This window comes from Ancylobacter koreensis (assembly GCF_023016525.1).
Classification (GTDB): domain Bacteria; phylum Pseudomonadota; class Alphaproteobacteria; order Rhizobiales; family Xanthobacteraceae; genus Ancylobacter; species Ancylobacter koreensis.
Genome location: NZ_JALKCG010000003.1, coordinates 108,647 through 131,034, shown reverse-complemented (window position 1 = coordinate 131,034; position 22,388 = coordinate 108,647). Strand labels below are relative to the sequence as shown.

Sequence of the window (22,388 nt, the reverse complement as noted above, 5' to 3'; positions counted from 1 at the left end):
CGGGGCAAGCCTGCGTTGCGCAAGCGGCAATCAGGCAGAGGAGCGGATGCGGACGCAGATGCGCACGGATGTGATCGTGGTCGCGGCAGGGCGGGGCCAGAGGGCCGGCGAGGGCCGGCCCAAGCAGTACCGTAGCATAGGCGGGCAGACCGTGCTGCGCCGCACGCTGGAGCGCTTCCTCGGCCAACCCGGCATACGTTTCGTGCAGCCGGTGATCTCCCCCGAGCACGCCGAACTCTGTGCCTGCGCCATCCAAGGGCTGGCGGGCGTGCTGACACCGGTTGCCGGCGGCGCGAGCCGGCAGGCCTCGGTGCGGGCGGGGCTGGAGGCGCTGGCCGGCGATCCGCCCGATCTCGTGCTGATCCACGACGCCGCCCGCCCCTTCGTCAGCGCGCGCCTCGTTGCCGACGCCATCGCCGCCGCCGCCGCGCATGGCGCGGCGATCCCCGCGCTGGCGCTGGTCGACACGCTCAAGGAGGTCACGGAGCCCGGATTCCTCGGCAGCGGACCGGACCGCGACCGCATACGCGGCGTGCAGACGCCGCAGTCGTTCCGCTACGAGCTCATCCTCGCCGCCCATCGCGCGCAGGCGCACGGAGAGCTGACCGACGACGCGGCTGTCGCCGAGGCCGCCGGGCACCGCGTGGCGAGCTTTCCCGGCGATCCCGCCAACATCAAGCTGACCACGCCGGAGGATTTCGTGACCGCCGAACGCACCGCCGCCCTGCTGGCCGAACTCGCCGATGTGCGGACCGCCACCGGCTACGACGTGCATGCCTTCGGGCCAGGCGACCATGTGATGCTCGGCGGCGTGAAAATCCCTTTTGAGCAAGGTCTCGCCGGGCATTCCGATGCCGACGTGGTTCTGCACGCGCTGACCGATGCGCTGCTCGGCACCATCGGCAGCGCCGATATCGGCTTCCATTTCCCGCCCTCCGACCCGCAATGGAAGGGCGCCTCTTCCGACCGTTTCCTCGCCCATGCGGCAGGCCTTGTGCGGGCGGCCGGCGGGCGCATCGCCCATCTCGACGCCACCGTGGTCTGCGAGGCGCCGAAGATCGGCCCGCACCGCGAGGCGATGCGCGCGAGGCTCGCCGAAATCGTCGAGCTTCCAATGGCGCGCATCAGCGTCAAGGCGACGACCAGCGAGCGGCTCGGCTTCACCGGCCGGCGCGAGGGCATCGCGGCGCTCGCCGCCGCCACCGTCCGCCTGCCCTGGATCGACTGACACGGGAGAATCGCGATGAGCGAGCATGCCGACGCCATCGACCTTCAGGCCATCCGCGTGCTGGACCTGTGCCGCGCGCGCGGCCTCACCGTCGCGACCGCCGAATCCTGCACCGGCGGCCTCGTCGCCGGCGCGCTGACCGACATCGCCGGCTCCTCCGACGTGCTGGATCGCGGCTTCGTCACCTATTCCAACGCCGCCAAGCGCGAGATGCTCGGCGTCGCGGCGGCGACGCTCGACACGCATGGCGCGGTGAGCGAGGAGACAGCCCGTGAGATGGCGGCCGGCCTGCTGCGCGTCGCCGGCACCTCGCTGGGCGTCGCGATCACCGGCATCGCCGGGCCCGGCGGCGGCTCGGCGTCGAAGCCGGTGGGCCTCGTGCATTTCGCCGCCGCAGCCGCGTCCGGGAAAATCATCGTGCGCCGCGAAGTCTTCGCCGGTCAGGATCGTGCGGGCGTCCGCCGGCTTTCCGTGCTCACGGCGCTGGCCATGCTGGCCGAACTGGCGGCCGGATAGCCCTCCGTGTCCCGGACAAGCTGCGTGCAGACGCAGCGCCGAGCCGGGACCCGGCGCAAGACTCGGCGAAGCCACCGGATATGTTCCTTGAAGCGCCTCCGGCGGATTCTCTCCCTGGGTCCCGGATCGGCGCTCCGCCTACGGCGTCGCTGGTCCGGGACGCGCGCCCTCACCCCGCCGGCGCGAGCGGGTACTCGCCCGTGCCGTAGACCTCGTCCGCCCGCTTCTCGAAGGCTTCGGCGAAGCGGCGGAAGGCGGCGTCGAACATCGCGCCCATCAGGAGGCCGAGCGTGCGCGAGCGGAATTCGTAGGAGATGAAGAACTCGACCTCGCAGGACGCCTCGTCCAGCCGGCGGAAGTTCCAGCGGTTCTCCAGCCGGCTGAACGGCCCGTCGAGATATTCGACCACGATGCCAAGGCGCGGCCGGTCCAGCGTCACCCGGCTGGTGAAGCTCTCGCGGAACATCTTGTAGGCGACGCTCATATCGGCGACGAGGATGTCCACCCCCTCCCCGCTGGCGACGCGCCGGCGCACGTTCAGGCTCTCGCAGAGCGGCACGAATTCCGGGTAGCGCTCGACATCCGCCACCAGGTCGAACATCTGCGCCGCCGAGTGCCGGACGCGCCGCTTGCTGCGGAAGGACGGCATCGCTCAGGCGATTAGCGCGGCGGCCGCCGGCCCGGTGCCGGTGCCGGTGCCCAGCTTCGCCTCGCGTGCCGCCCGCAGCCGGGCGAAGTCCTCGCCGGCATGGTGCGAAGAGCGCGTCAGCGGGCTCGACGAGACCATCAGGAAGCCCTTGGCATAAGCGATGGTCTCGTAGGACTTGAACTCCTCCGGCGTGACGAAGGCCATCACGGGATGGTGCTTGCGTGTCGGCTGCAGGTACTGGCCGATGGTCATGAAGTCGATCTCCGCCGAGCGGAGGTCGTCCATGAGCTGGAGCACCTCGTTCCGCTCCTCGCCGAGCCCGACCATGATTCCGGACTTGGTGAAGATGGTGGGGTCGAGCTCCTTCACCCGCTGCAGCAGGCGCAGCGAATGGAAGTAGCGCGCACCCGGGCGGACCTTGAGATACAGCGAGGGCACGCATTCCAGATTGTGGTTGAACACGTCCGGCCGCGCCTCCACGACCACTTCGAGCGCGCCTTCCTTGCGCAGGAAGTCCGGCGTCAGGATCTCGATGGTGGTCTTCGGGCTGGTCGCCCGGATGGCGCGGATGGTGCGCGCGAAATGCTCGGCGCCGCCGTCGGCGAGATCGTCGCGGTCGACCGAGGTGACGACGACGTGCTCCAGCCCCAGCTTCGCCACCGCGTCGGCGACCTTTTGCGGCTCGTTCCTATCGAGCGGGCCGGGCATGCCGGTGCGCACATTGCAGAAAGCACAGGCGCGCGTGCAGGTGTCGCCCATGATCATGAAGGTCGCGTGCTTCTTCTGCCAGCACTCGCCAATGTTCGGGCAGCTCGCCTCCTCGCACACGGTAACGAGGCCGTTGGCGCGCACGATATCGGCGGTTTCCTGCCAGCCCGGCGTGCCTGGGGCGCGCACGCGGATCCAGTCCGGCTTCTTCAGCACGGGCGTTTCCGCCCGCTTCACCTTTTCCGGGTGGCGGGGCTTTTCGAGCGCGCGATTAAGCGTGTTGAGAACGACGACCATTGACGACTTTCCCGGGCCGAGGCCCCTCGATGCGGCAGAACCCGCGAGAGCGGCCGCCCTGCCCGTCAGCCCCCTGACGACCGTTCCTTACCTAGTCGAGCCTGCGAGCGCCGTCGACCGGCGCCGGCGCAGGGCGCCCCTGCGTCAGCGACGGAACAGGCCGAGCAGGAACAGCAGCACGATGGCGCCGACGGAGGAGACGATCAGGCTGCCGATCCAGCCGGCCTGAACGCTGATGCCGAGCGTGGAGAACAGCGCCGCGCCGAGGAAGGAGCCGATCACGCCGACGATGAGATTGGTGAGCAGCCCGTGGCTGCGCCCCATGGTGCGCTCGGCGATCCAGCCGGCGAGGATGCCGATGATGATCGCTGCGAAAAACCCGACGCCCGTCATGCCATTTCCCCCGAAAAAGGATCGCCGCACAGATGTGGCGAGCCCCGCCCCGACCGGCAAGGCCGGGGCGCGCGCAGCCGCCGGCCTCAGATGTGGATGGCGCGCCCGTAGGCCGCCAGCACGCTTTCATGCATCGTCTCAGAAACCGTGGGATGCGGGAAGACGGCGTTGATCAGCTCTTCCTCGGTGGTTTCCAGATTCATCGCCAGCACGAAGCCCTGAATCAGCTCGGTGACTTCCGCACCGACCAGATGCGCGCCGAGCAGGCGGCCGGTCTTGGCATCGAAGATGGTTTTCACCATGCCCTCGGCCTCGCCCAGCGCCACCGCCTTGCCGTTGCCGATGAAGGGGAAGCGGCCGACCTTGATCTCGTAGCCGGCTTCCTTCGCCTTCTTCTCGGTGAGGCCGACGGAGGCGACCTGCGGCATGCAATAGGTGCAGCCGGGGATCATCAGCTTGTCCATCGGGTGGGCATGCTTGCCGGCGATAGCCTCGGCGGCGATGACGCCCTCGTGCTCGGCCTTGTGGGCAAGCATCGGCGGGCCGGCGACGTCGCCGATGGCCCAGATGCCCGGCACGTTGGTGCGGCACAGCCCGTCGATGACGACGCAGCCGCGATCGGTCTTCACGCCGAGCTTCTCCAGGCCTAGATTCTCGATGTTGCCGACAACGCCCACAGCCGAGATGAGCCGGTCGGCGGTCAGCGTCTGGCTCTTGCCGTCCGCCGTCTCCACCATCGCGGTCACGTTGTCGGCGCCCTTCACGACCTTGGAGACCTTGGCGCCGGTGAGGATCTTGATGCCCTGCTTCTCGAAGCGCTTGCGGGCGTGATCGGCGATCTCCTCGTCCTCGACGGGGAGGATCTGCGGCAGCAGCTCGATGATCGTCACGTCCGAGCCCATCGCCTTGTAGAAGGAGGCGAACTCGACGCCGATGGCACCCGATCCCATGATGAGCAGCGACTTCGGCACGCTGGCGGGCGCCAGCGCCTCGAAATAGGTCCAGATGAGCTTCTTGTCCGGCTCGATGCCGGGCAGCGCGCGCGGGCGGGCGCCGGTGGCAATGACGATGTTCTTGGCGGTGTACTCGCCGGCCGGCAGCGCGCCCTTGGGCGCGCCCTCGCTGGCGGCGACCGAGACCTTGCCGGGCGCGGTGATGGTCGCCTGCCCCCAGATCACGTCGACCTTGTTCTTCTTCAGCAGAAAGCCGACGCCGTTGCTCATCTGCGCCGCGATGCCGCGCGAGCGCTTCACCACGCCGGCGATGTCGACGCCGGTCTTCTCGGCGATCAGGCCGTAATCCTTGGCGTGCTCGATATAGTGGATGATCTCGGCCGAGCGCAGCAGCGCCTTGGCCGGGATGCAGCCCCAGTTCGGGCAGATGCCGCCGACATAGGAACGCTCGATGACGCCGACCTTGAGGCCGAGCTGGGCGGCGCGGATCGCCCCGACATAGCCGCCGGGACCCGAGCCAATGATGAGGACGTCGTATTCGTTCGCCATGACCGTTCCTCAGACCAGCATCGACATCGGCTTTTCGATGATCGCCTTGAAGGCGCCGATGAGCTGCGCGCCCATGGCGCCGTCCATCACCCGGTGGTCGCAGGAGATGGTGACGGTCATGATGGTGGCGACCACCAGCTCGCCCTTCTTCACCACCGCGCGCGGCTCGCTGGTGCCCACCGCAAGGATGGTGGCGTGCGGCGGGTTGATGATCGCCGTGAAGTCCTTGATGCCGAACATGCCCAGATTCGAGATCGCCGAGGAGCCGCCCTGGTACTCGTGCGGCATCAGCTTCTTGTTGCGGGCCCGAGCGGCGAAGTCGCGGGTCTCGTTGGAGATCGCCGACAGCGTCTTGGTCTCGGCCTTGCGGATGATCGGGGTCAGAAGGCCCTTGCCGCCGTCAATGGCCACCGCGACACCGATGTCGGAGTGCTTCAGCTTGAGGTAGCGGTCTCCGCCCCACACCATGTTGGCGTCCGGCACCTGCTGGAAGGCCAGCGCATAGGCCTTGATGACGAAGTCGTTCACCGAGAGCTTATAGATGGGCTTGCCGTCCTTCTCGGGCGCGGCCTTGTTCAGCTCCTCGCGCAGCTTGAGCAGGGCATCCACGTCGCAGTCGACGGTGAGGTAGAAGGTCGGCACGGTCTGCCGGGCCTCGGTCATGCGCTGGGCGATCACGCGGCGCATGGCGTCGAGCGGGACCTCCTCGTAGGTGCCCGGCTCGTAGAAGGCCCTAGCCTGTTCCAGCACCGCGCCGGCGGAGGGAGCGGGCGCAGCGGCAGCAACGACGGGCGCTGCGGCGGGAGCCGAGGCCGTCGCGGCCGGCGCCCTGGCGGCGCCACCGGCAGGAGCCGCCTCGACATCGGCGGCAACGACGCGGCCATGCGGGCCGGAACCCTTCACCGAGGCGAGGTCGACGCCCTTGTCCCGGGCGAGACGGCGCGCGAGCGGCGAGGCGAAGACGCGCGCGCCATGAGACGCGGCGGGAGCGGCGGCAGGCGCCGCCGGTGCCGGAGCGGCCACGGGCGCCGCTGCGGGAGCGGGAGCGGCTGCCGGAGCGGGAACGGGCTCCGCCTTCGGAGCTTCCGACTTCGGAGCCTCCGCCTTGGCGGGCGCGGTGCCGGAACCGGAGGCCACCGCCTTCACGTCCTCGCCATCGGTGGCGAGCACGGCGATGATCTGGTTCACCGGCACGTCAGCGGTGCCTTCCGGCACCACGATCTTCGCCAGCGTGCCCTCGTCGATGGCCTCGACCTCCATCGTCGCCTTGTCGGTCTCGATTTCGGCGATGACGTCGCCGGGGGCGACCTTGTCGCCCTCCTTCTTCAGCCACTTGGCGAGGTTGCCCTTCTCCATGGTCGGAGACAGGGCCGGCATCAGGATCTCGATGGACATGGCGCTTCTCCGGCCTCAGCGATAGGTCACGGCCCGTGCGGCGTCGACGACGTCCTGCACCGACGGCAAGGCCAGCTTTTCGAGGTTGGCGGCGTAGGGCATCGGCACGTCCTTGCCGGTCACCCGCAGCACCGGGGCGTCGAGATAGTCGAACGCCTTCTCGACGAGCTGGGCGACGATCTCGGCGCCGACGCCGGACTGGCTCCAGCCCTCCTCCACCGTGACCGCACGGCCGGTCTTCTTCACCGACGCGATGACCGTCTCGATATCGAGCGGACGGATGGTGCGCAGGTCGATCACCTCCGCCTCGATGCCGAGCTTGGCGAGTTCCTCGGCGCCCTTCAGCGCGTAGTTCATGCCGATGGACCACGCGACGATGGTCACGTCCTTGCCCGGCCGGGCGATCTTCGCCTTGCCGATCGGCACCGTGTAGTCGTCGAGCTTCGGCACCGGGGAGGCGTGCCCGTACAGGATCTCGTTCTCAAGGAAGATGATCGGGTTGGGGTCGCGGATGGCGGACTTCAGCAGGCCCTTGGCGTCGGCCGCCGTATAGGGCGCGACGACCTTGAGGCCGGGGATGTGGCTGTACCAGGCGGTGAAGTCCTGGCTGTGCTGGGCGGCCACGCGCGCGGCGGCGCCGTTGGGCCCGCGGAACACGATGGAGGAGTGCACCTGCCCGCCCGACATGTAGAGCGTCTTGGCGGCCGAGTTGATGATCTGGTCAATCGCCTGCATGGCGAAGTTGAAGGTCATGAACTCGACGATGGGCTTGAGGCCGGTGAAGGCCGCGCCGACGCCGACACCGGCGAAGCCGTGCTCGGTGATCGGCGTGTCGATCACGCGGCGCGCGCCGAATTCCTGCAGCAGGCCCTGCGTGATCTTGTAGGCGCCCTGATACTCCGCGACTTCCTCGCCCATGACGAAGACATCGCCGTCGCGGCGCATCTCCTCGGCCATGGCGTCGCGCAGCGCCTCGCGCATGGTCTGGTTGACGAATTCGGTGCCTTCGGGAACGTCGGCCTCGGGCATCACCTCCGGCTGCGGCGGATTGGCGACGGCGGAATTGATCACCGCCGGGGTCGCCGGGGCGGAGGCCGTGACCGGCGAAGGCTCGACCGGGGCGGCGGCAGCCGGCGGGGCGGATTCGGCGGCCTTCGGGCTCGGCGCGGCAGCCGCGCTCGCGTCCTCGCCATCGGCGAGAATGACGGCTATCGGCGTGTTCACCGCAACGTCCTGCGTGCCCTCGGGCACGAGGATCTTGCCGAGGGTGCCCTCGTCGATGGCCTCGACCTCCATCGTCGCCTTGTCGGTCTCGATCTCGGCGATGACGTCGCCGGACTTGACCTGGTCGCCCTCTTTCTTGAGCCACTTGGCGAGGTTGCCCTTCTCCATGGTCGGAGACAGGGCAGGCATCAGAACTTCGGTCGGCATGGCGGCGTTCCCCAAAGAAACGTGCGTCAAAAATCGCGCGTCACTGCACCCGTACCGGGGGCACGAATGTCAGGTTGCTGTAGACGGCCATCGAGGCGATGGCGATGAGAAGGGCAATGAAGCAGGCGACCATCATCTTGTTGAGGAGGATCGCCGTTTCCGTGGAGGCGCCGGCCTGACGCGCCCCGAAGGGCCACAGCAGCACGCGCACCCCGTCGAGCAGGCCGCCGCCGCGGGCGCGGACCACGCCGAGCGCAAGCCGGGCCGCGAGCACCCACAGCACGACCGCCGCCGAACCACCGGCGACGATCGCGACCCAGAAGAACTCGACGAGCATGTCCCGCGCCCCGCCGCTCAGCGCAGCACGTCGGTGTAGAGCTCGGCGACGTCGGGTTCCGGGTCGGCGCTGGCGAAGTCGGCCGCCGCGTTCATCCGGTCGCGGATTTCGGCGTCGATCGCCTTCAGCTCGTCCTCGCTCGCCCACTTCTTCTCCAGAAGACGGGCGCGCACCTGCTCGATGGGATCGTGCTCGGTACGCATCTTCTGCACCTCCTCCTTGGACCGGTACTTGGCCGGGTCCGACATGGAGTGCCCGCGATAGCGGTAGGTGAGCATTTCGAGGATGTACGGACCCTTGCCCGAGCGTGCGAACTCGACGGCACGTGCGCCCGCCGCCGTCACCGCCCGCACATCCATGCCGTCGACCTGCTCGCCCGGAATGTTGAACGAGGCGCCACGCTTGGAGAAGTCGGTCTGGGCCGAGGCGCGGTTCACCGCGGTGCCCATCGCGTATTTGTTGTTCTCGATGATGAACACGACGGGCAGCTTCCACAGCTCCGCCATGTTGAAGCTCTCATAGACCTGGCCCTGATTGGCCGCGCCGTCGCCGAAATAGGTCAGCGAAACATTGCCGTTGTCGCGGTAGCGGTTGGCGAAGGCGAGGCCGGTGCCGAGCGAGACCTGCGCGCCGACGATGCCGTGGCCGCCATAGAAGCCCTTCTCGGTGCTGAACATGTGCATCGAGCCGCCCTTGCCCTTGGAGTAGCCTCCGCGGCGGCCGGTGAGCTCGGCCATGACGCCCTTGGGGTCCATGCCGGTGGCCAGCATGTGGCCGTGGTCGCGATAGCCGGTGATGACCTGATCGCCTTCGCGCAGCGCGGCCTGCATGCCGACGACGACGGCTTCCTGGCCGATATAGAGGTGGCAGAAGCCGCCGATCAGGCCCATGCCGTAGAGCTGACCGGCCTTTTCCTCGAAGCGGCGAATCTCCAGCATCTTGCGGTAGGCGTCGAGCTCCTCCTCCTTGGAGAACTCGGCAACCGCGCCCGTCTTCTCCGAACGGCGCGCAGGGCTCTTGGCCGCGGCCTTCACGGGAGCCTTCGGGGTGGCGGCTTTTGCGACGGCCGGTTTCTTCGCGGCTACTACCATGGCGCATCCTCAGCTCGGGACTTTATGCCGAGCTTCATAACGCACCTTGGGGCATCGCGCTACGCACGGAACGCAATGCTGCGCCGCACAACATGTTGTCAGCGCAATGGTTTCTGCTTCTGAACTTGTTTTCGGTTCAAAGCATTGTTTAACTTAAAATCAGTTAAGCGTCTGGAATACCGTCATTTCCGATCCGCACGGCTCTGGCATGCCAGAGATTCACGATCACGGCGATTTTTGCGCGTCACTGCGCCTGCGGCGCCGCAGGCACGCGCAGCAGCACCAAATCCTTGGGATTGACGAGGTTCAGCAGCGCGCGGGCCTGCTCGTCGAGCATATCGGCGTCGATCAGCTCGGGCGAGAGGAGCTTCACCTTCGATTCCAGAGCCACGCGCTGGGCGCGCAGCTTGTCGCGCTCCTGCGTCAACTCCGCGTGCTGCTGCTCGAAGGAGCGCCGGGCGAGCAGGCCGTACTGGCCGTTATAGCCCTGGAAGGCGAAATAGCCGATGAGCGCCGCCGCCCCGAGATGCAGGGTGACGGTCTGGAGGATGGAGCGCCAGCGGGTGCGAATGATCATGCCCGCGAGACTAGAGGCCGCCCGGTTGAGGCCCGGTTAACCGTGTTTGGCGCGGACGGAAATTTTGCCCGACGCTGGAAAGATTTTGCGCTGCACCACCGGAGGCTTGAAACGAAAATCCCCGGGACCAGCCCGGGGATCGACGATGGACGGCAGCGCCGCGCGTGCGAGGTGCGTGCGAAGCCTCAGCCGAGCGCCTTCAGCGCCGCGCGGCCGGCGTAGATCGCCTGCGGGCCGAGTTCCTGCTCGATGCGCAGAAGCTGGTTGTACTTGGCGGTGCGGTCCGAGCGGGCCAGCGAGCCGGTCTTGATCTGCCCGCAATTCGTCGCCACCGCGAGGTCGGCGATGGTCGAATCCTCGGTCTCGCCCGAACGGTGCGACATGACGGCGGTGTAGCCGGCCTTGTGGGCGAGTTCGACGGCGTTGAGCGTCTCGGTCAGCGAGCCGATCTGGTTCACCTTGACGAGGATCGAGTTCGCCACGCCCTGCTTGATGCCGGCCGACAGGCGCGTGACATTGGTCACGAACAGGTCGTCGCCGACGAGCTGGCACTTCGAGCCGATGGTGTCGGTGAGCAGCTTCCAGCCCTCCCAGTCGTCCTCGGCCATGCCGTCCTCGATGGTGACGATGGGATAGCGGGCGACGAGATCGGCGAGGTACTTCACCTGGGTCTCGATGTCGCGAACGACGCCCTCGCCCTCATAGTCGTACTTGCCGTTCTTGAAGAACTCGGTAGAGGCGCAGTCGAGGCCGATGGCGACATCCTCGCCGGGCTTGTAGCCGGCCGCCTCGATGGCCTTCACCACGAAGGCGAGCGAAGCGTCGGCGGAAGGCAGGTTGGGGGCGAAGCCGCCCTCGTCGCCCACATTGGTGTTGTGGCCGGCGTCCTTGAGCGCCTTCTTCAGCGTGTGGAAGATCTCCGCGCCGGTGCGCAGGGCTTCCGCGAAGGTCGGGGCGCCGATCGGCAGGATCATGAATTCCTGGAAGTCGATCGGGTTGTCGGCATGGGCGCCGCCATTGACGATGTTCATCATCGGCACCGGCAGCACGCGGGCATTGACGCCGCCGACATATTTGTAGAGCGGCAGGTCGCGGGCGGCGGCGGCGGCCTTGGCGAGCGCCAGCGAAACGCCGAGGATGGCGTTGGCGCCGAGGCGGGCCTTGTTGGGGGTGCCGTCGAGCTCGATGAGGATCTGGTCGATGGCCGCCTGGTCCTCGGCGTCGACGCCGCCGATGGCGTCGAATATCTCGCCGTTCACCGCATCGATCGCCTTCAGCACGCCCTTGCCGAGATAGCGGCTCTTGTCGCCGTCGCGCAGCTCCACGGCCTCATGCGCGCCGGTCGAGGCGCCCGAGGGAACGGCCGCACGGCCCTTGGAGCCGTCTTCCAGCACGACCTCGACCTCGACGGTCGGGTTGCCGCGGCTGTCCAGGATTTCACGCCCGATGATATCGACGATGGCGGTCATACGTTTCCCCAATGCTCTACTCGGCCAGGATGGTCGGAGGCGCTTCTACTCCGGCCATGTGACATGCGAAAGAGGTGCCAGCGACATAACGCCCTCCCCGCCGGCACGCCGAAGATGCGACAGAGGCGGACTTAGCTAGGAGACCGCGCATGAACCACACCGACGGCCCGCTCCAGCTCGGCCGCGCCGCCCGCCTTCCCGCCTCGCCGGAGGAGGCGGTGCTCGACCGCGTGCCCAACCCTCACGACGACACGCTCTACGTCGCGCGATTCACGGCGCCCGAATTCACCTCGCTGTGCCCCGAGACCGGCCAGCCGGACTTCGCCCATCTGGTGATCGACTACGTGCCGAAAGGCTGGCTGGTCGAATCGAAGTCGCTGAAACTCTATCTCGGCAGCTTCCGCAACCACGGCGCCTTCCACGAGGACTGCACGGTGGCCATCGGACGGCGGCTGCATGCGCTGCTGGAGCCGCACTGGCTGCGCATCGGCGGCTACTGGTATCCGCGCGGCGGCATTCCCATCGACGTGTTCTGGCAGAGCGGCTCGCCGCCCGACGGCATCTGGCTGCCCGACCAGGGCGTGCCGACCTATCGCGGGCGAGGGTGAGCACTGTCGCTGTCATCCCGGACGGGCCGGCAGCATCGATCCGGGATCGCTTTCCGGAACGAGATTAGCACGCGATCCCGGCTCTTCGCTTTGCTGCGGCCAGGATGACAGCGCTTGATGATGACGCCTCGCTTGGCGCCCTACTCCACCGTGACGGATTTGGCGAGGTTGCGCGGCTGGTCGACGTCGGTGCCCATCACCACCGCCGTGTGATAGGCGAGGAGCTGCACCGGGATCGCGTAGACGAGCGGCGCGACGAAGGGGTTCATGTCCGGCAGCACCAGCGTCGCCTCGGTCTCCAGCGCCGCGCTCTTCGCGCCCGTCTCGTCGGTCAGCAGGATGATGCGGCCGCCGCGCGCGGCGACTTCCTGCATGTTGGACATGGTCTTCTCGAACACCGCGTCGTGCGGGGCGATCACCACCACCGGCATCTTTTCGTCGATGAGCGCGATGGGGCCGTGCTTGAGCTCGCCGGCGGCGTAGCCCTCGGCATGGATGTAGGAGATTTCCTTCAGCTTGAGCGCGCCTTCCAGCGCCAGCGGATAGGACGTACCGCGGCCGAGATAGAGCACGTCCTGAGTCTTGGCGATGGAGCGGGCGAGTTGCTCGATCTCCGGCCCGTGCGCCAGCGCCTGGTTCATCAGGCGCGGCACCTCGACCAGCGCATGGACCAGCGCGCGCTCCTGCTCCGCCGAGAGCACGCCGCGCGCCCGCCCGGCGGCGACCGCGATAGCGGCAAGCGTGGCGAGCTGGCAGGTGAACGCCTTGGTGGAGGCGACGCCGATCTCCGGGCCGGCCAGCGTCGGCAGCACCACCTCGGCCTCGCGGGCGATGGTGGAGGTGGGCACGTTCACCACGGCGAGGAGATGCTGCTTCTGCTCGCCCGCATAGCGCAGCGAGGCCAGCGTGTCGGCGGTCTCGCCGGACTGCGAGATGACGATGGCGAGCCCGTTGGCCGGCATCGGCGCCTCGCGGTAGCGGAACTCGGAGGCGACGTCGATCTCCACCGACAGGCCGGCATAGCGCTCGAACCAGTATTTGGCGACGAGGCCGGCATAATAGGCGGTGCCGCAGGCGGCGATGGAGATGCGGTCGAGCTTCGCAAAATCGAAGGGCAGCGCGGGGAGCTGCACCGTCTCGCTCGCCATGTCGAGGTAATGCGCCAGCGTGTGGGCGACGACCTCGGGCTGCTCATGCATCTCCTTGGCCATGAAGTGGCGGAAATTGCCCTTCTCGACCAGGAAGGTGGACGCCGTGGTCTTCTGCGCGGCGCGTTCGACCAGCGCGTTCGCCGAGTTGCGGATCTGCGCGCCAGCACGGTTCAGCACCGCCCAGTCGCCATCGTCGAGATAGGCGATGGTGTCGGTGAAGGGGGCGAGCGCGATGGCGTCGGAGCCGAGATACATCTCGCCATGGCCGTAACCGATGGCGAGAGGCGAGCCCTTGCGGGCGCCGATCAGCAGGTTCTCTTCGCCGTCGAACAGGAAGGCGAGCGCGAAGGCGCCCTGAAGACGGGGCAGCGTCGCCGCCACCGCATCGACCGGGCCGAGCCCGCCGCGCATCTCGCGGGTGACGAGATGGGCGACCACTTCGGTGTCGGTCTCGCTCTCGAAATTGGCGCCGCCTTCCAGCAGCTCGTCGCGCAGCTCGCGGAAATTCTCGATGATGCCGTTATGGACCACCGCCACCTCGGTGGTGGCGTGAGGATGGGCGTTGGCGACGCTGGGGCGGCCATGCGTCGCCCAGCGCGTGTGGCCGATGCCGCTGTGCCCGCAGAGCGGGGCCTCGCGCAGCACGGCTTCGAGGTTGCGCAGCTTGCCCTGCGCGCGGCGGCGCGCCAGATGCCCGTCTTCCAGCGTGGCGATGCCGGCGGAATCATAGCCGCGATATTCCAGCCGGCGCAGCGACTCGACCAGCCGGTCGGCCACCGGCGCGGTGCCGACGATGCCAATGATTCCACACATGAGCCGGGCCCTTCCGTGAAGCGACGATCCGCAAGGCTACGACTGCCGGTTTAACCGGGCGTCACCTTCGTACCGAAATCAATTCGGATGTCGCTTCGTATCGGCCCAAACGGGTCATTTTCGGGGCGGCTACTTCTTCGGCGTAACGCCGGCGGAAAGGCGCGCCCGCAACCGCGCGGCAAGGCCCGGCTTGTTGACCTGCCGCGCGCGGCCGATGGCGAGCGCGTCCGCCGGCACGTCCTCGGTGATGACCGAGCCGGTGGCGAGATAGGCGCCATCGCCGACGGTCACCGGCGCCACCAGCAGGCTGTTGGTGCCCACGAAGGCATTGGCGCCGATGGTGGTGCGGTGCTTGCGGTAGCCGTCGTAATTGCAGGTGATGGTACCGGCACCGATATTGGTGTTCGCGCCGACGCTCGAATCCCCGACATAGGTGAGGTGGTTCACCTTCACCCCCGCCGCGAGGTCGGAGGCCTTGATCTCCACGAAGTTGCCGACATGCACGCCCTGCCCGAGCTCGGCACCCGGCCGCAGCCGCGCGAAGGGGCCGACGATGGCGCCCGGCCCGACATGGGCCCCCTCGACATGGCTGAAGGCGCGGATGGTGGCGCCGTCCTCGACGCGGACTTTAGGACCGAAGAAAACATTTGGTTCCACAACGACATCGCGGCCGAATCTCGTGTCGGACGAGAGGAAGACGGTCTGCGGGGCGACCAGTGTCACGCCCGCGTCCAGGGCGCGCTGGCGCAGGCGCTGCTGCAGGATCGCCTCGGCCTCGGCGAGCTGCGCGCGGCTGTTGACGCCGACCACCTCCTCCGTCGGTGCCTCGCAGGCGGCAGCCGTCCGGCCGAGCGCACGGGCGATCTCCACCGCATCGGTGAGATAGAATTCGCGCTTGGCATTGGCGTCGCCGATGCGGTCGAGCAGGTCGAGTGCGGCCTTCCCGTCGAGCGCCATCAGCCCGCCATTGCACAGGCCGATCTCCCGCTCGGCAGCACTCGCCTCCTTCTCCTCGCGGATCGCGACGAGTTCGCCGCCTTCGGTCAGCAGCCGGCCGTAACCCGCCGGACTCTCCGGGCGGAAGCCGAGCACGGAGACCGCCGCGCCCTCGGCGAGCGGCGCGCGCAGCCTGTCGAGCGTCTCGGCGCGCACCAGCGGGGTATCGCCATACATCACCACCACATCGTCATAGCCGCGCGCCAGCGCCTCCCGCGCGCTCAGCACGGCGTGGGCGGTGCCGCGCCGCTGCTCCTGCACGAACACCTCTGCGCCTGGCGCCACCCGCTTCACCTCGGCCGCCACTTGCTCGTGGTCGGGCCCGATGACCACGGCGATCTGCGCCGCGCCGGCCCCCCTCGCGGCATCGAGGACATGGGAGACCATGGGGCGGCCGGCGACCTGATGCAGCACCTTGGGCAGGTCGGACAGCATGCGGGTGCCCTCGCCGGCCGCGAGGACGATGACGAGAAGCTGGCGCATGAAGAAACTCCGGGCTCGGCGGTAGAGGCAGCAGAAACGGCGGATTCGGCCGGATTGCGGCAGAGGCGCGCTGGCCGCGCCCGGCGGTATCTAGCCTGCCTCGGGGATCGACGAAAGAGTGCGTCGGAGCCCGGCGACGGCCATGCGCGAAGCGTGTATCAGAAAGCGGCCATGGACGCCCCCGCCCCCACGACTCCCCCCGCGCCGCTCTCCCTCGCCCGCGACCCGCGCGCGCTGGCGGCACTGCTGTCGATGCCGCTGTTCTTCTCGACCAACCTCATCATCGGGCGGGCGGTCGCCGGCGTGGTGCCGCCCTGGTCGCTGGCCTTCTGGCGCTGGTTCATCGCGGTGGCGATCCTGCTGCCTTTCACGCTGGCGACGCTCATCCGTTTCCGCCGGCTGCTGAAGCAGGAATGGCGCCGCATCCTGCTGCTCGGCACGCTCGGCATGGTGCTGTGCGGCGGTAATGTCTACGTCGCGCTGGAAAGCACCTCCGCCACCAATGCGACGCTGATCTACACCACATCGACCATCATGATCGTGGTGTTCGACGCGCTGCTGGCACGTCGCCGGCTGCCGGCGATCCGGCTGGTCGGCACGGTGGCGGGCTTCGCCGGCATCGCTCTCATCACGGTGCATGGCGAGCCGGGCCGGCTGCTCGGCCTGCATTTCAACAGCGGCGACCTCGGCATCCTCGTCGCCGCCACCTCATGGGCGGCCTATTCGCTGATGCTGCGCGACGGGCCGCTGAACCAGATGGGCCCGCTGCCGACCTTCGCCGCCAATGCGGTGGCCGGCACGGCGCTGCTGGCGCCGCTCGCCCTGTGGGAGACGGCTTCCGGCGCGGCCTTTCCCACCGGCTGGCAGGCGTGGAGCGCCATCGTCTTCCTGGCCATCTCGCCCTCGGTGCTGGCTTTCGGGCTCTACCAGTACTGCGTGAAGGTGGCGGGCGCGCCGGTGACGGCGACCTTTCTCTACATCATGCCGGTCTACGGCGTGCTGATGGCCGTCGTCCTGCTCGGCGAGGAGCTGCACCTCTACCATTTCGTCGGCTTCGTGCTGATCCTCGGCGGCGTCATCCTCGCGACCCGGCCGGAACGCCGCCCGCGCCCCGCGCATTGATGAACCCGGAGCGCCATGGCATGGATGGCGCCGACCACCGCCGAAACGGGGACAGTCTCCTTGGCCAGACGCAGCTTCCTGCCCGGCGCCCGCGCCGCCAACGTTATCATCGCGCTCGGCGCCTTCGCGCTCGGCTGGGCGATCTATGTGCGCTACGCGCTGCTGGAGCAGTCGGCGGTCGGCCTCGCCTGCCGGGGCGTTGAGACCGCCACCTGCGAGACGCGGGCGCTGGTCATCACCCTGTTCGGCCAGTCGATCTTCGGCATCGTGGCGGTGGCGACGGCGGCGCTGCAGGTGCTGCGGCCCTCGCTCGTCCTGTTCACCCTCGCCCTGATGGCGACCGGCATGGGTCTTGTCTTTTACAACAACAATCTCGCGGGACTTGCCGGCGGGCTGCTGCTCATATCTTTCGCCCGGCCGTGGCGAGGCGCCACAGAGTGAGGCCGAGCACGACGAACAGCGTGCCGGTCCACAGCCCCTGCCAGTTCGCCAGCGTCTCGTTGACGACGACATAGAGACCGCTGGCGAGGAACACCGCCGCCGCGATGGCCTCGGCATGCCGGTCGGTGCGCGCGCGCCACGCCGCCGCCACCAGCGACTGAAAGGCGAAGCCGGCGACGATGGGTGTCAGGCCGGCGAACTGGAAATCCTTGTAGCGGGGATCGAAGACGAGCCCGAGCGCGACCTGTGCCGCCAGCACCACCGACAGGGCGAGCAGCAAGGCGTAGAAGCGCTCCAGCCGCGTCGCGCCCGGCGTCGAGGCGGGGTTGAGCGCCAGCGTCAGCGTCACCAGCCGCGCCCGCGCGCCGATGGCGACCGCGCTCGCGAGCGGCACCGCCGTCGCCAGAGCGATCAGGGAGCCGCCACGGATCCAGCCGCCGACGCCGAGGCTCTCCACCGGCACGCTGGCAAGCATCCGCCCGTACATCAGCCCTGAAGCCAGCGCGACGCCGGCCACCGCCGCCCAGTCGCGCCCGCCGGCCGGAGGCGTCCCCGCCCGGCGACCGGCGAGCCCGGCGGCGGCGAAGACGAGGCCGGCGAAAACCGCGCCGATGCCCGCCTGCCATTTCCACAGCGGATGGTCGGAGACCGCCTCGCCCCAGGCGAACTTGAATTCGCGGGTATAGGCGTCGAGGAAGCCCCAGTGCCCACCCACCGTGCCTTCGAGCTGGCGCTTCCACGGCTGGTCGAAGGCCTCGATGACGTTGAGGCGGTAACCCTTCTCCTTGGCGAGCGCCAGCAGCTCCTGGATCACCCGCGCCTGATTGGAGGGCGAGGGCAAGGCGCCTTCGCGCATGCGCCCCTCGCTCGGCCAGCCGGTCTCGCCGATCAGGATCTCCTTGCCCGCGAACATCTCGCCGACATGCTCGCGTATCTCGCCGAGATGGGCGACGGACTTCTCCGCCGCCACCGGCAGGTCCTCCCAGAAGGGCAGGATATGCACGGTGACGAAATCGACCGAATCGGCCAGCCCCCGGTTGCGCTCCCAGAATTCCCAGACATCGGCATAGGTGACCTCGACGCCCGGCGGCAGCTTGCCCTTCACCTCCTTGAGGAAGGCGGCGATATCGTTCGACGACTGTTCGCCGCGCAGCAGCACCTCGTTGCCGACGATCACCGCCTTCACCACGTCGGGGTTCTGCTGCGCGAGTTGCACGGCGCGGTCGATCTCGGCGCGGTTGGCGACGGGATCGCGGGCGATCCAGATGCCGAGCAGCACGGCCAGGCCATGCTTGCGGGCGAGCTCGGGGACGGAATCGAGGCTCGCCTGCGTCGAGGAATAGGTGCGTACGCAGTTCGTGATCTTCGCCAGCCGGGCGAGGTCGTCATCGACCTGCGCCGGGGTGATGTCGCTCGCCGGGGTGAACGGGTCCTGACCGGGACGAAATGGCGCATAGGAGACGCAGGGCAGCTTCTCGCCGGCCGCCAGCGGCGAGACCGGAGCCGGCACGGGCTGGCCGAGCCACGCCCAGACGGCGACGATTGCCGCGCAGACAAGGGCGGCAAGCGCGAGAGGCATTCGCATGCGGGAACTCTCCGGGAAGGGCCGACCGACGGATTCACATGCCGGGTAGCGGTGCTTTCGTGCTCCGGCAAGAGGCGTTTGGAAAACGGCGGAATTTTGCGTCCGCGAACGGCTTGGCGGGGCGCCGTCATGCTGACAAATTCCGCCGGTTCTCCTACTGTCCTAACCGGCCCGGTGTTCCCCCTCTCGCGTGTGACGTTTTCCCCCATGTTGTGCTCCGTACGTCCCCTCGCCGCCGCCCTGTTCGGCGGCTTCATCCTGATGGCGGCGGCGCCCGTCGCCTTCGCGCAGAGCGCTTCGCCCGAGCAGAAGCCGGCCGAGCAGAAGACGCCGGAGGAGCAGGCGAAGGATGAGGCCCAGCGCCGCTCGGTGGAGGAGTTTGCCGAGGCCGCCAAGCTGCCCGGCAATGCCGGCCTGCCGGAATGCGTGTGGAGCGGACGGCGCATCGCCATGCTGCTCTGGCGCGACGACATCGACACCGCGCGGCGCCACATGGAGCTCTATGAGCGCTTCGGCTGCCCCACCGAGCACCTCAAGATCGCCTTTCGCTGCCTCGTGCGGCAGGGCAACATCGACAGCAAGGCGCAGGAGCGCCTGTCCGAGCGCGTCCATGCCTGCTGGGTGAATCCCGACGCGCCGCCGCCCGCGCCCGCCGCCGCTCCCGCCAAGGCGCCCGCGCAATAACCGACGCCGGCGCAGGCCCTTCTGCCTGCGCAATAAATTCGCGTGACGGCCCGGCGGCCGACATTGCCGCGACACGTGCTTGCCATAGTGCGGAACCAATATCCGTCTCGACGCGTTTCAGCGACGAAGCGGCGTTTCCGGAAGACGTATCGCGCCTGTCGCGATGCGGCGACGAGAATGCTGCACCTGCGTTGAAACTGTACTATATTCCATCCGTCACCCTCACCTTTGTTCGTGGGTTTGTCTCATGCGCCCCGCTGTTCGTGTCGCCGCCGCAGCGCTTGCGGTCGTCACGTGCGTACATGCCTTTGCTTGGCTTGCCCTGCGCGAGGAGGTGACGGCTCCTTCCGTTACCGACCGCTTCCAGAGCATGTCCTTCGCGCCCTATGGGCGTGACACCAACCCGGACAAGGGCGAGGCGACCACGGAGGCGCAGATCCGCGCCGACGTCGAGGCGGTCGCACCCTATACCCGCGCGGTGCGCACCTACGCCTCGACCGGCAATCTGGACCTCGTGGCGAAGATCGCCGCCGAGAAGGGCCTGAAGACCACGGTCGGCGCGTGGCTCGACGAGGATGAGGACCGCAACGCCCGCGAGATCGCCAACGCGATCGATGCGGCGAAGAAGAATTCCAACGTCGTGGGCATCGTGGTCGGCAACGAGTCGATCCTGCGCGCCGAGCGCACGCCCGAGCAGCTCATCGAGACCATCCGCCGCGTCAAGCGCGAGACCAACGTCCCGGTAACCACCGGCGAGACCTGGGACGTGTGGCTCGACCATCCGGAACTCGTCTCGGCGGTCGACTACATCGCCGCCCACATGCTCCCCTACTGGGAAGGCATCCCGCCCGAGCAGGTGGTCGACCACGTCATCTCGATCTATGACCGGCTGCGCGCCGCCTATCCCGGCAAGCGCATCGTCATCGCCGAGTTCGGCTGGCCGAGCCAGGGCTACAACCGCGACAACGCCATGCCGGGCGAGGTCGAGCAGGCGAAGATCATCCGCGAATTCGCCGCGCGCGCCGATGCGCTCGGCATCGAATACAACCTCATCGAGGCGTTCGACGCGCCGTGGAAGAGCTTCGAGGGCAGCGTCGGCCAGTACTGGGGCGTGCTCGACGCCGACCGCGAGCTGAAGTTCCCGCTCTCCGGCCCGATCACCCCCTCGACCTACACCGCCACCGCCGCCATCGCGCTGCTGCTCGGCATCGCCTTCGCCCTGCCCGTCTTCCGCTTCGCGCGGCTGACCATGACGCAGGCGACGGTAATGGTCGGCGCCGGCGCGCTCGTCGGCGCCTGGATCGCCACCGTGACCGACCACTGGCTGACCCATTACGTGGTCGGCGGCAACAAGGTGACGTTCATCGTCAGCCTGGTGCTGCTGGTGCCGCTCGTCGTGGTGATGCTGTACCGGGTCGAGGAACTGGCCACCATCGCCTTCGGCCGCTCGCCGCGCCGCCTGCTGCGCCGCGCCGACGCGGTGGCGCCCTCGCGCACGCCCAAGGTCTCGATCCACATCCCGGCCTACAAGGAGCCGCCGGAGATGCTGAAGCAGACGCTCGACGGCGTCGCCCGGCTGAACTGGCCGAACTTCGAGTGCCTGGTCATCATCAACAACACGCCGGACCCGGCCTTCTGGGAGCCGATCGAGGCCTATTGCCGCGAGCTGGGCGACCGCTTCAAGTTCATCAACCTGCCCAAGGTCGAGGGCTTCAAGGCCGGCGCCCTTCGCCAGGCCATGCTGCAGACCGCGCCGGACGCCGAGATCATCGGCATCATCGACGCCGACTACGTGGTCGATCCGAACTGGCTGATGGAGCTGGTGCCCTCCTTCGAGGACCCGACGGTCGGCATCGTGCAGGCGCCGCAGGACCACCGCGACGCCAATCGCAGCCTGCTGCACGAGGCGATGAACACCGAATATGCCGGCTTCTTCGACATCGGCATGGTCCAGCGCAACGAGCACGACGCCATCGTCGTGCACGGCACCATGTGCCTGATGCGCCGCGCCGCCATGGTCGAGGCCGGCGACTGGTCGAGCGACACGATCTGCGAGGACACCGATCTCGGCCTCGCCATCGTCGAGCGCGGATGGAAGAGCCACTACACCAATGAGCGCTATGGCTGGGGCCTGCTGCCGGACGACTTCGCCTCGTTCAAGAAGCAGCGCCACCGCTGGGCCTATGGCGGCATGCAGATCATCAAGAAGCACTGGCGCCGCATGCTGCCCAATGGTGGCACCCGCCTTACCCCCGCGCAGCGCCGCGAATTCTCCATCGGCTGGGTCAGCTGGCTCGGCTCGGAGAGCATCGGCGCGCTGGTAGCGGTCCTGTCGCTGCTCTGGGTGCCGCTGGTGCTGGGCCTCGGGATCGCCGTGCCGCAGCGCATCCTCACCGTGCCGATCCTGTTCTGCTTCGGCATCTACGTGCTGCACTTCATCGCGCTCTACCGGCTACGCGTGGCGACCACCCCGGTGCGCATGCTCGGCGCCGCCTTCGCGGCGATGGCGGTGCAGTTCACCGTGGCCAAGGCGGTCTATGACAGCTTCCGCTACAAGGACCTCGCCTTCGCCCGTACCGCCAAGGGCTCCTGGCTCGCCGACGCCGCCCGCGCCTTCCCGGCCCTGCCGGAGGCGATCATCGGCGCCGGCCTGCTGGTCGCGGCGATCTCGCTGCGCATGACCAACTGGCACGCCGTCGTCGAGGTCGACCTGTTCGCCTTCGCCCTCGCCGTGCAGAGCCTGCCCTTCCTGGCGGCCGCTGGCATCGGCTGGCTGGAGGGCTCGCCGCTCAACCTGTTCAGCACCTGGGCCTCGCTGCGCGCCCGCGCGCTGGCGCTGCTGCCCGGCCGCGTCCCGCAGGCGGACGTCGTGCCCGAGAAGATCGTGAGCTGATCCTCATCCGCCGGTCGAA

Annotated in this window: 19 protein-coding genes and 1 pseudogene; 7 read left to right on the top strand and 13 right to left on the bottom strand. The window is 68.3% G+C overall.

Going from position 1 to position 22,388, the window contains the following annotated elements:
- Nucleotides 1-46 precede the first annotated feature (46 nt).
- Both MWN33_RS10570 and MWN33_RS10565 read left to right on the top strand, forming a co-directional pair.
- Complete coding sequence (locus MWN33_RS10570; RefSeq protein WP_247200465.1) at nt 47-1,228, top strand: bifunctional 2-C-methyl-D-erythritol 4-phosphate cytidylyltransferase/2-C-methyl-D-erythritol 2,4-cyclodiphosphate synthase; 1,182 nt, start codon at nt 47-49, stop codon at nt 1,226-1,228.
- 15 nt (nt 1,229-1,243) lie between these two features.
- Nucleotides 1,244-1,741, top strand: a pseudogene (locus MWN33_RS10565) (CinA family protein); the annotation flags it as partial.
- Nucleotides 1,742-1,913: 172 nt separating this feature from the next.
- Here the strand turns inward: MWN33_RS10565 and MWN33_RS10560 are convergent.
- The 10 genes from MWN33_RS10560 to eno all read right to left on the bottom strand — a co-directional run bounded on the left by MWN33_RS10560 (nt 1,914) and on the right by eno (nt 11,593).
- Entirely contained in the window at nt 1,914-2,393 is a 480-nt protein-coding gene (locus MWN33_RS10560) for a type II toxin-antitoxin system RatA family toxin (RefSeq protein ID WP_247200463.1), read from the bottom strand.
- 3 nt (nt 2,394-2,396) lie between these two features.
- Nucleotides 2,397-3,398, bottom strand: a complete 1,002-nt coding sequence (gene lipA, locus MWN33_RS10555) for a lipoyl synthase (protein WP_247200462.1) — start codon at nt 3,396-3,398, stop codon at nt 2,397-2,399.
- Nucleotides 3,399-3,542: 144 nt separating this feature from the next.
- Nucleotides 3,543-3,791: a GlsB/YeaQ/YmgE family stress response membrane protein gene (locus MWN33_RS10550; protein ID WP_247200461.1), complete on the bottom strand. Its 249-nt coding sequence runs from the start codon at nt 3,789-3,791 to the stop codon at nt 3,543-3,545.
- Between the two features lie 86 nt (nt 3,792-3,877).
- Nucleotides 3,878-5,293 carry a dihydrolipoyl dehydrogenase gene (lpdA, locus tag MWN33_RS10545; protein ID WP_247200460.1) on the bottom strand — a complete coding sequence of 472 codons (1,416 nt, stop codon included), beginning with the start codon at nt 5,291-5,293 and terminating at the stop codon, nt 3,878-3,880.
- Nucleotides 5,294-5,302: 9 nt separating this feature from the next.
- On the bottom strand, nt 5,303-6,688 hold the full coding sequence (locus tag MWN33_RS10540) for a pyruvate dehydrogenase complex dihydrolipoamide acetyltransferase (RefSeq protein WP_247200459.1): 1,386 nt from the start codon (nt 6,686-6,688) through the stop codon (nt 5,303-5,305).
- A gap of 15 nt (nt 6,689-6,703) precedes the next feature.
- Nucleotides 6,704-8,119, bottom strand: a complete 1,416-nt coding sequence (locus tag MWN33_RS10535) for a pyruvate dehydrogenase complex E1 component subunit beta (protein ID WP_247200458.1) — start codon at nt 8,117-8,119, stop codon at nt 6,704-6,706.
- 40 nt (nt 8,120-8,159) lie between these two features.
- Nucleotides 8,160-8,456 carry a hypothetical protein gene (locus tag MWN33_RS10530; RefSeq protein ID WP_247200457.1) on the bottom strand — a complete coding sequence of 99 codons (297 nt, stop codon included), beginning with the start codon at nt 8,454-8,456 and terminating at the stop codon, nt 8,160-8,162.
- A gap of 17 nt (nt 8,457-8,473) precedes the next feature.
- Nucleotides 8,474-9,547 carry a pyruvate dehydrogenase (acetyl-transferring) E1 component subunit alpha gene (gene pdhA, locus MWN33_RS10525; protein ID WP_281493732.1) on the bottom strand — a complete coding sequence of 358 codons (1,074 nt, stop codon included), beginning with the start codon at nt 9,545-9,547 and terminating at the stop codon, nt 8,474-8,476.
- 244 nt (nt 9,548-9,791) lie between these two features.
- Entirely contained in the window at nt 9,792-10,124 is a 333-nt protein-coding gene (locus MWN33_RS10520; RefSeq protein ID WP_247200456.1) for an FtsB family cell division protein, read from the bottom strand.
- A 185-nt stretch (nt 10,125-10,309) separates the two neighbouring features.
- Nucleotides 10,310-11,593, bottom strand: a complete 1,284-nt coding sequence (eno, locus tag MWN33_RS10515) for a phosphopyruvate hydratase (protein ID WP_247200455.1) — start codon at nt 11,591-11,593, stop codon at nt 10,310-10,312.
- Between the two features lie 149 nt (nt 11,594-11,742).
- Here eno and queF point away from each other — a divergent pair, with 149 nt between their 5' ends.
- Nucleotides 11,743-12,201, top strand: a complete 459-nt coding sequence (queF, locus tag MWN33_RS10510; protein ID WP_247200454.1) for a preQ(1) synthase — start codon at nt 11,743-11,745, stop codon at nt 12,199-12,201.
- 140 nt (nt 12,202-12,341) lie between these two features.
- Here the strand turns inward: queF and glmS are convergent, their stop codons facing one another.
- Both glmS and glmU read right to left on the bottom strand, forming a co-directional pair.
- Complete coding sequence (gene glmS / locus MWN33_RS10505; protein ID WP_247200453.1) at nt 12,342-14,165, bottom strand: glutamine--fructose-6-phosphate transaminase (isomerizing); 1,824 nt, start codon at nt 14,163-14,165, stop codon at nt 12,342-12,344.
- Between the two features lie 129 nt (nt 14,166-14,294).
- Nucleotides 14,295-15,644 carry a bifunctional UDP-N-acetylglucosamine diphosphorylase/glucosamine-1-phosphate N-acetyltransferase GlmU gene (gene glmU / locus MWN33_RS10500; protein ID WP_247200452.1) on the bottom strand — a complete coding sequence of 450 codons (1,350 nt, stop codon included), beginning with the start codon at nt 15,642-15,644 and terminating at the stop codon, nt 14,295-14,297.
- A gap of 171 nt (nt 15,645-15,815) precedes the next feature.
- Between glmU and MWN33_RS10495 the strand changes: the two genes are divergently transcribed.
- Complete coding sequence (locus MWN33_RS10495) at nt 15,816-16,766, top strand: DMT family transporter (protein WP_247200451.1); 951 nt, start codon at nt 15,816-15,818, stop codon at nt 16,764-16,766.
- A gap of 60 nt (nt 16,767-16,826) precedes the next feature.
- Complete coding sequence (locus MWN33_RS10490) at nt 16,827-17,207, top strand: hypothetical protein (protein WP_247200450.1); 381 nt, start codon at nt 16,827-16,829, stop codon at nt 17,205-17,207.
- Here the strand turns inward: MWN33_RS10490 and MWN33_RS10485 are convergent.
- Complete coding sequence (locus MWN33_RS10485; protein WP_247200449.1) at nt 17,167-18,792, bottom strand: glycoside hydrolase family 17 protein; 1,626 nt, start codon at nt 18,790-18,792, stop codon at nt 17,167-17,169. The two genes, MWN33_RS10490 and MWN33_RS10485, sit on opposite strands and share 41 nt — an antisense overlap.
- A 207-nt stretch (nt 18,793-18,999) precedes the next feature.
- Between MWN33_RS10485 and MWN33_RS10480 the strand changes: the two genes are divergently transcribed.
- Both MWN33_RS10480 and MWN33_RS10475 read left to right on the top strand, forming a co-directional pair.
- Nucleotides 19,000-19,476, top strand: a complete 477-nt coding sequence (locus tag MWN33_RS10480; protein WP_247200448.1) for a hypothetical protein — start codon at nt 19,000-19,002, stop codon at nt 19,474-19,476.
- A 334-nt stretch (nt 19,477-19,810) separates the two neighbouring features.
- A complete protein-coding gene (locus MWN33_RS10475) occupies nt 19,811-22,369 on the top strand; it encodes a glycosyltransferase (RefSeq protein WP_247200447.1) in 2,559 nt (852 codons plus the stop codon).
- The last annotated feature ends 19 nt before the right edge of the window (nt 22,370-22,388 follow it).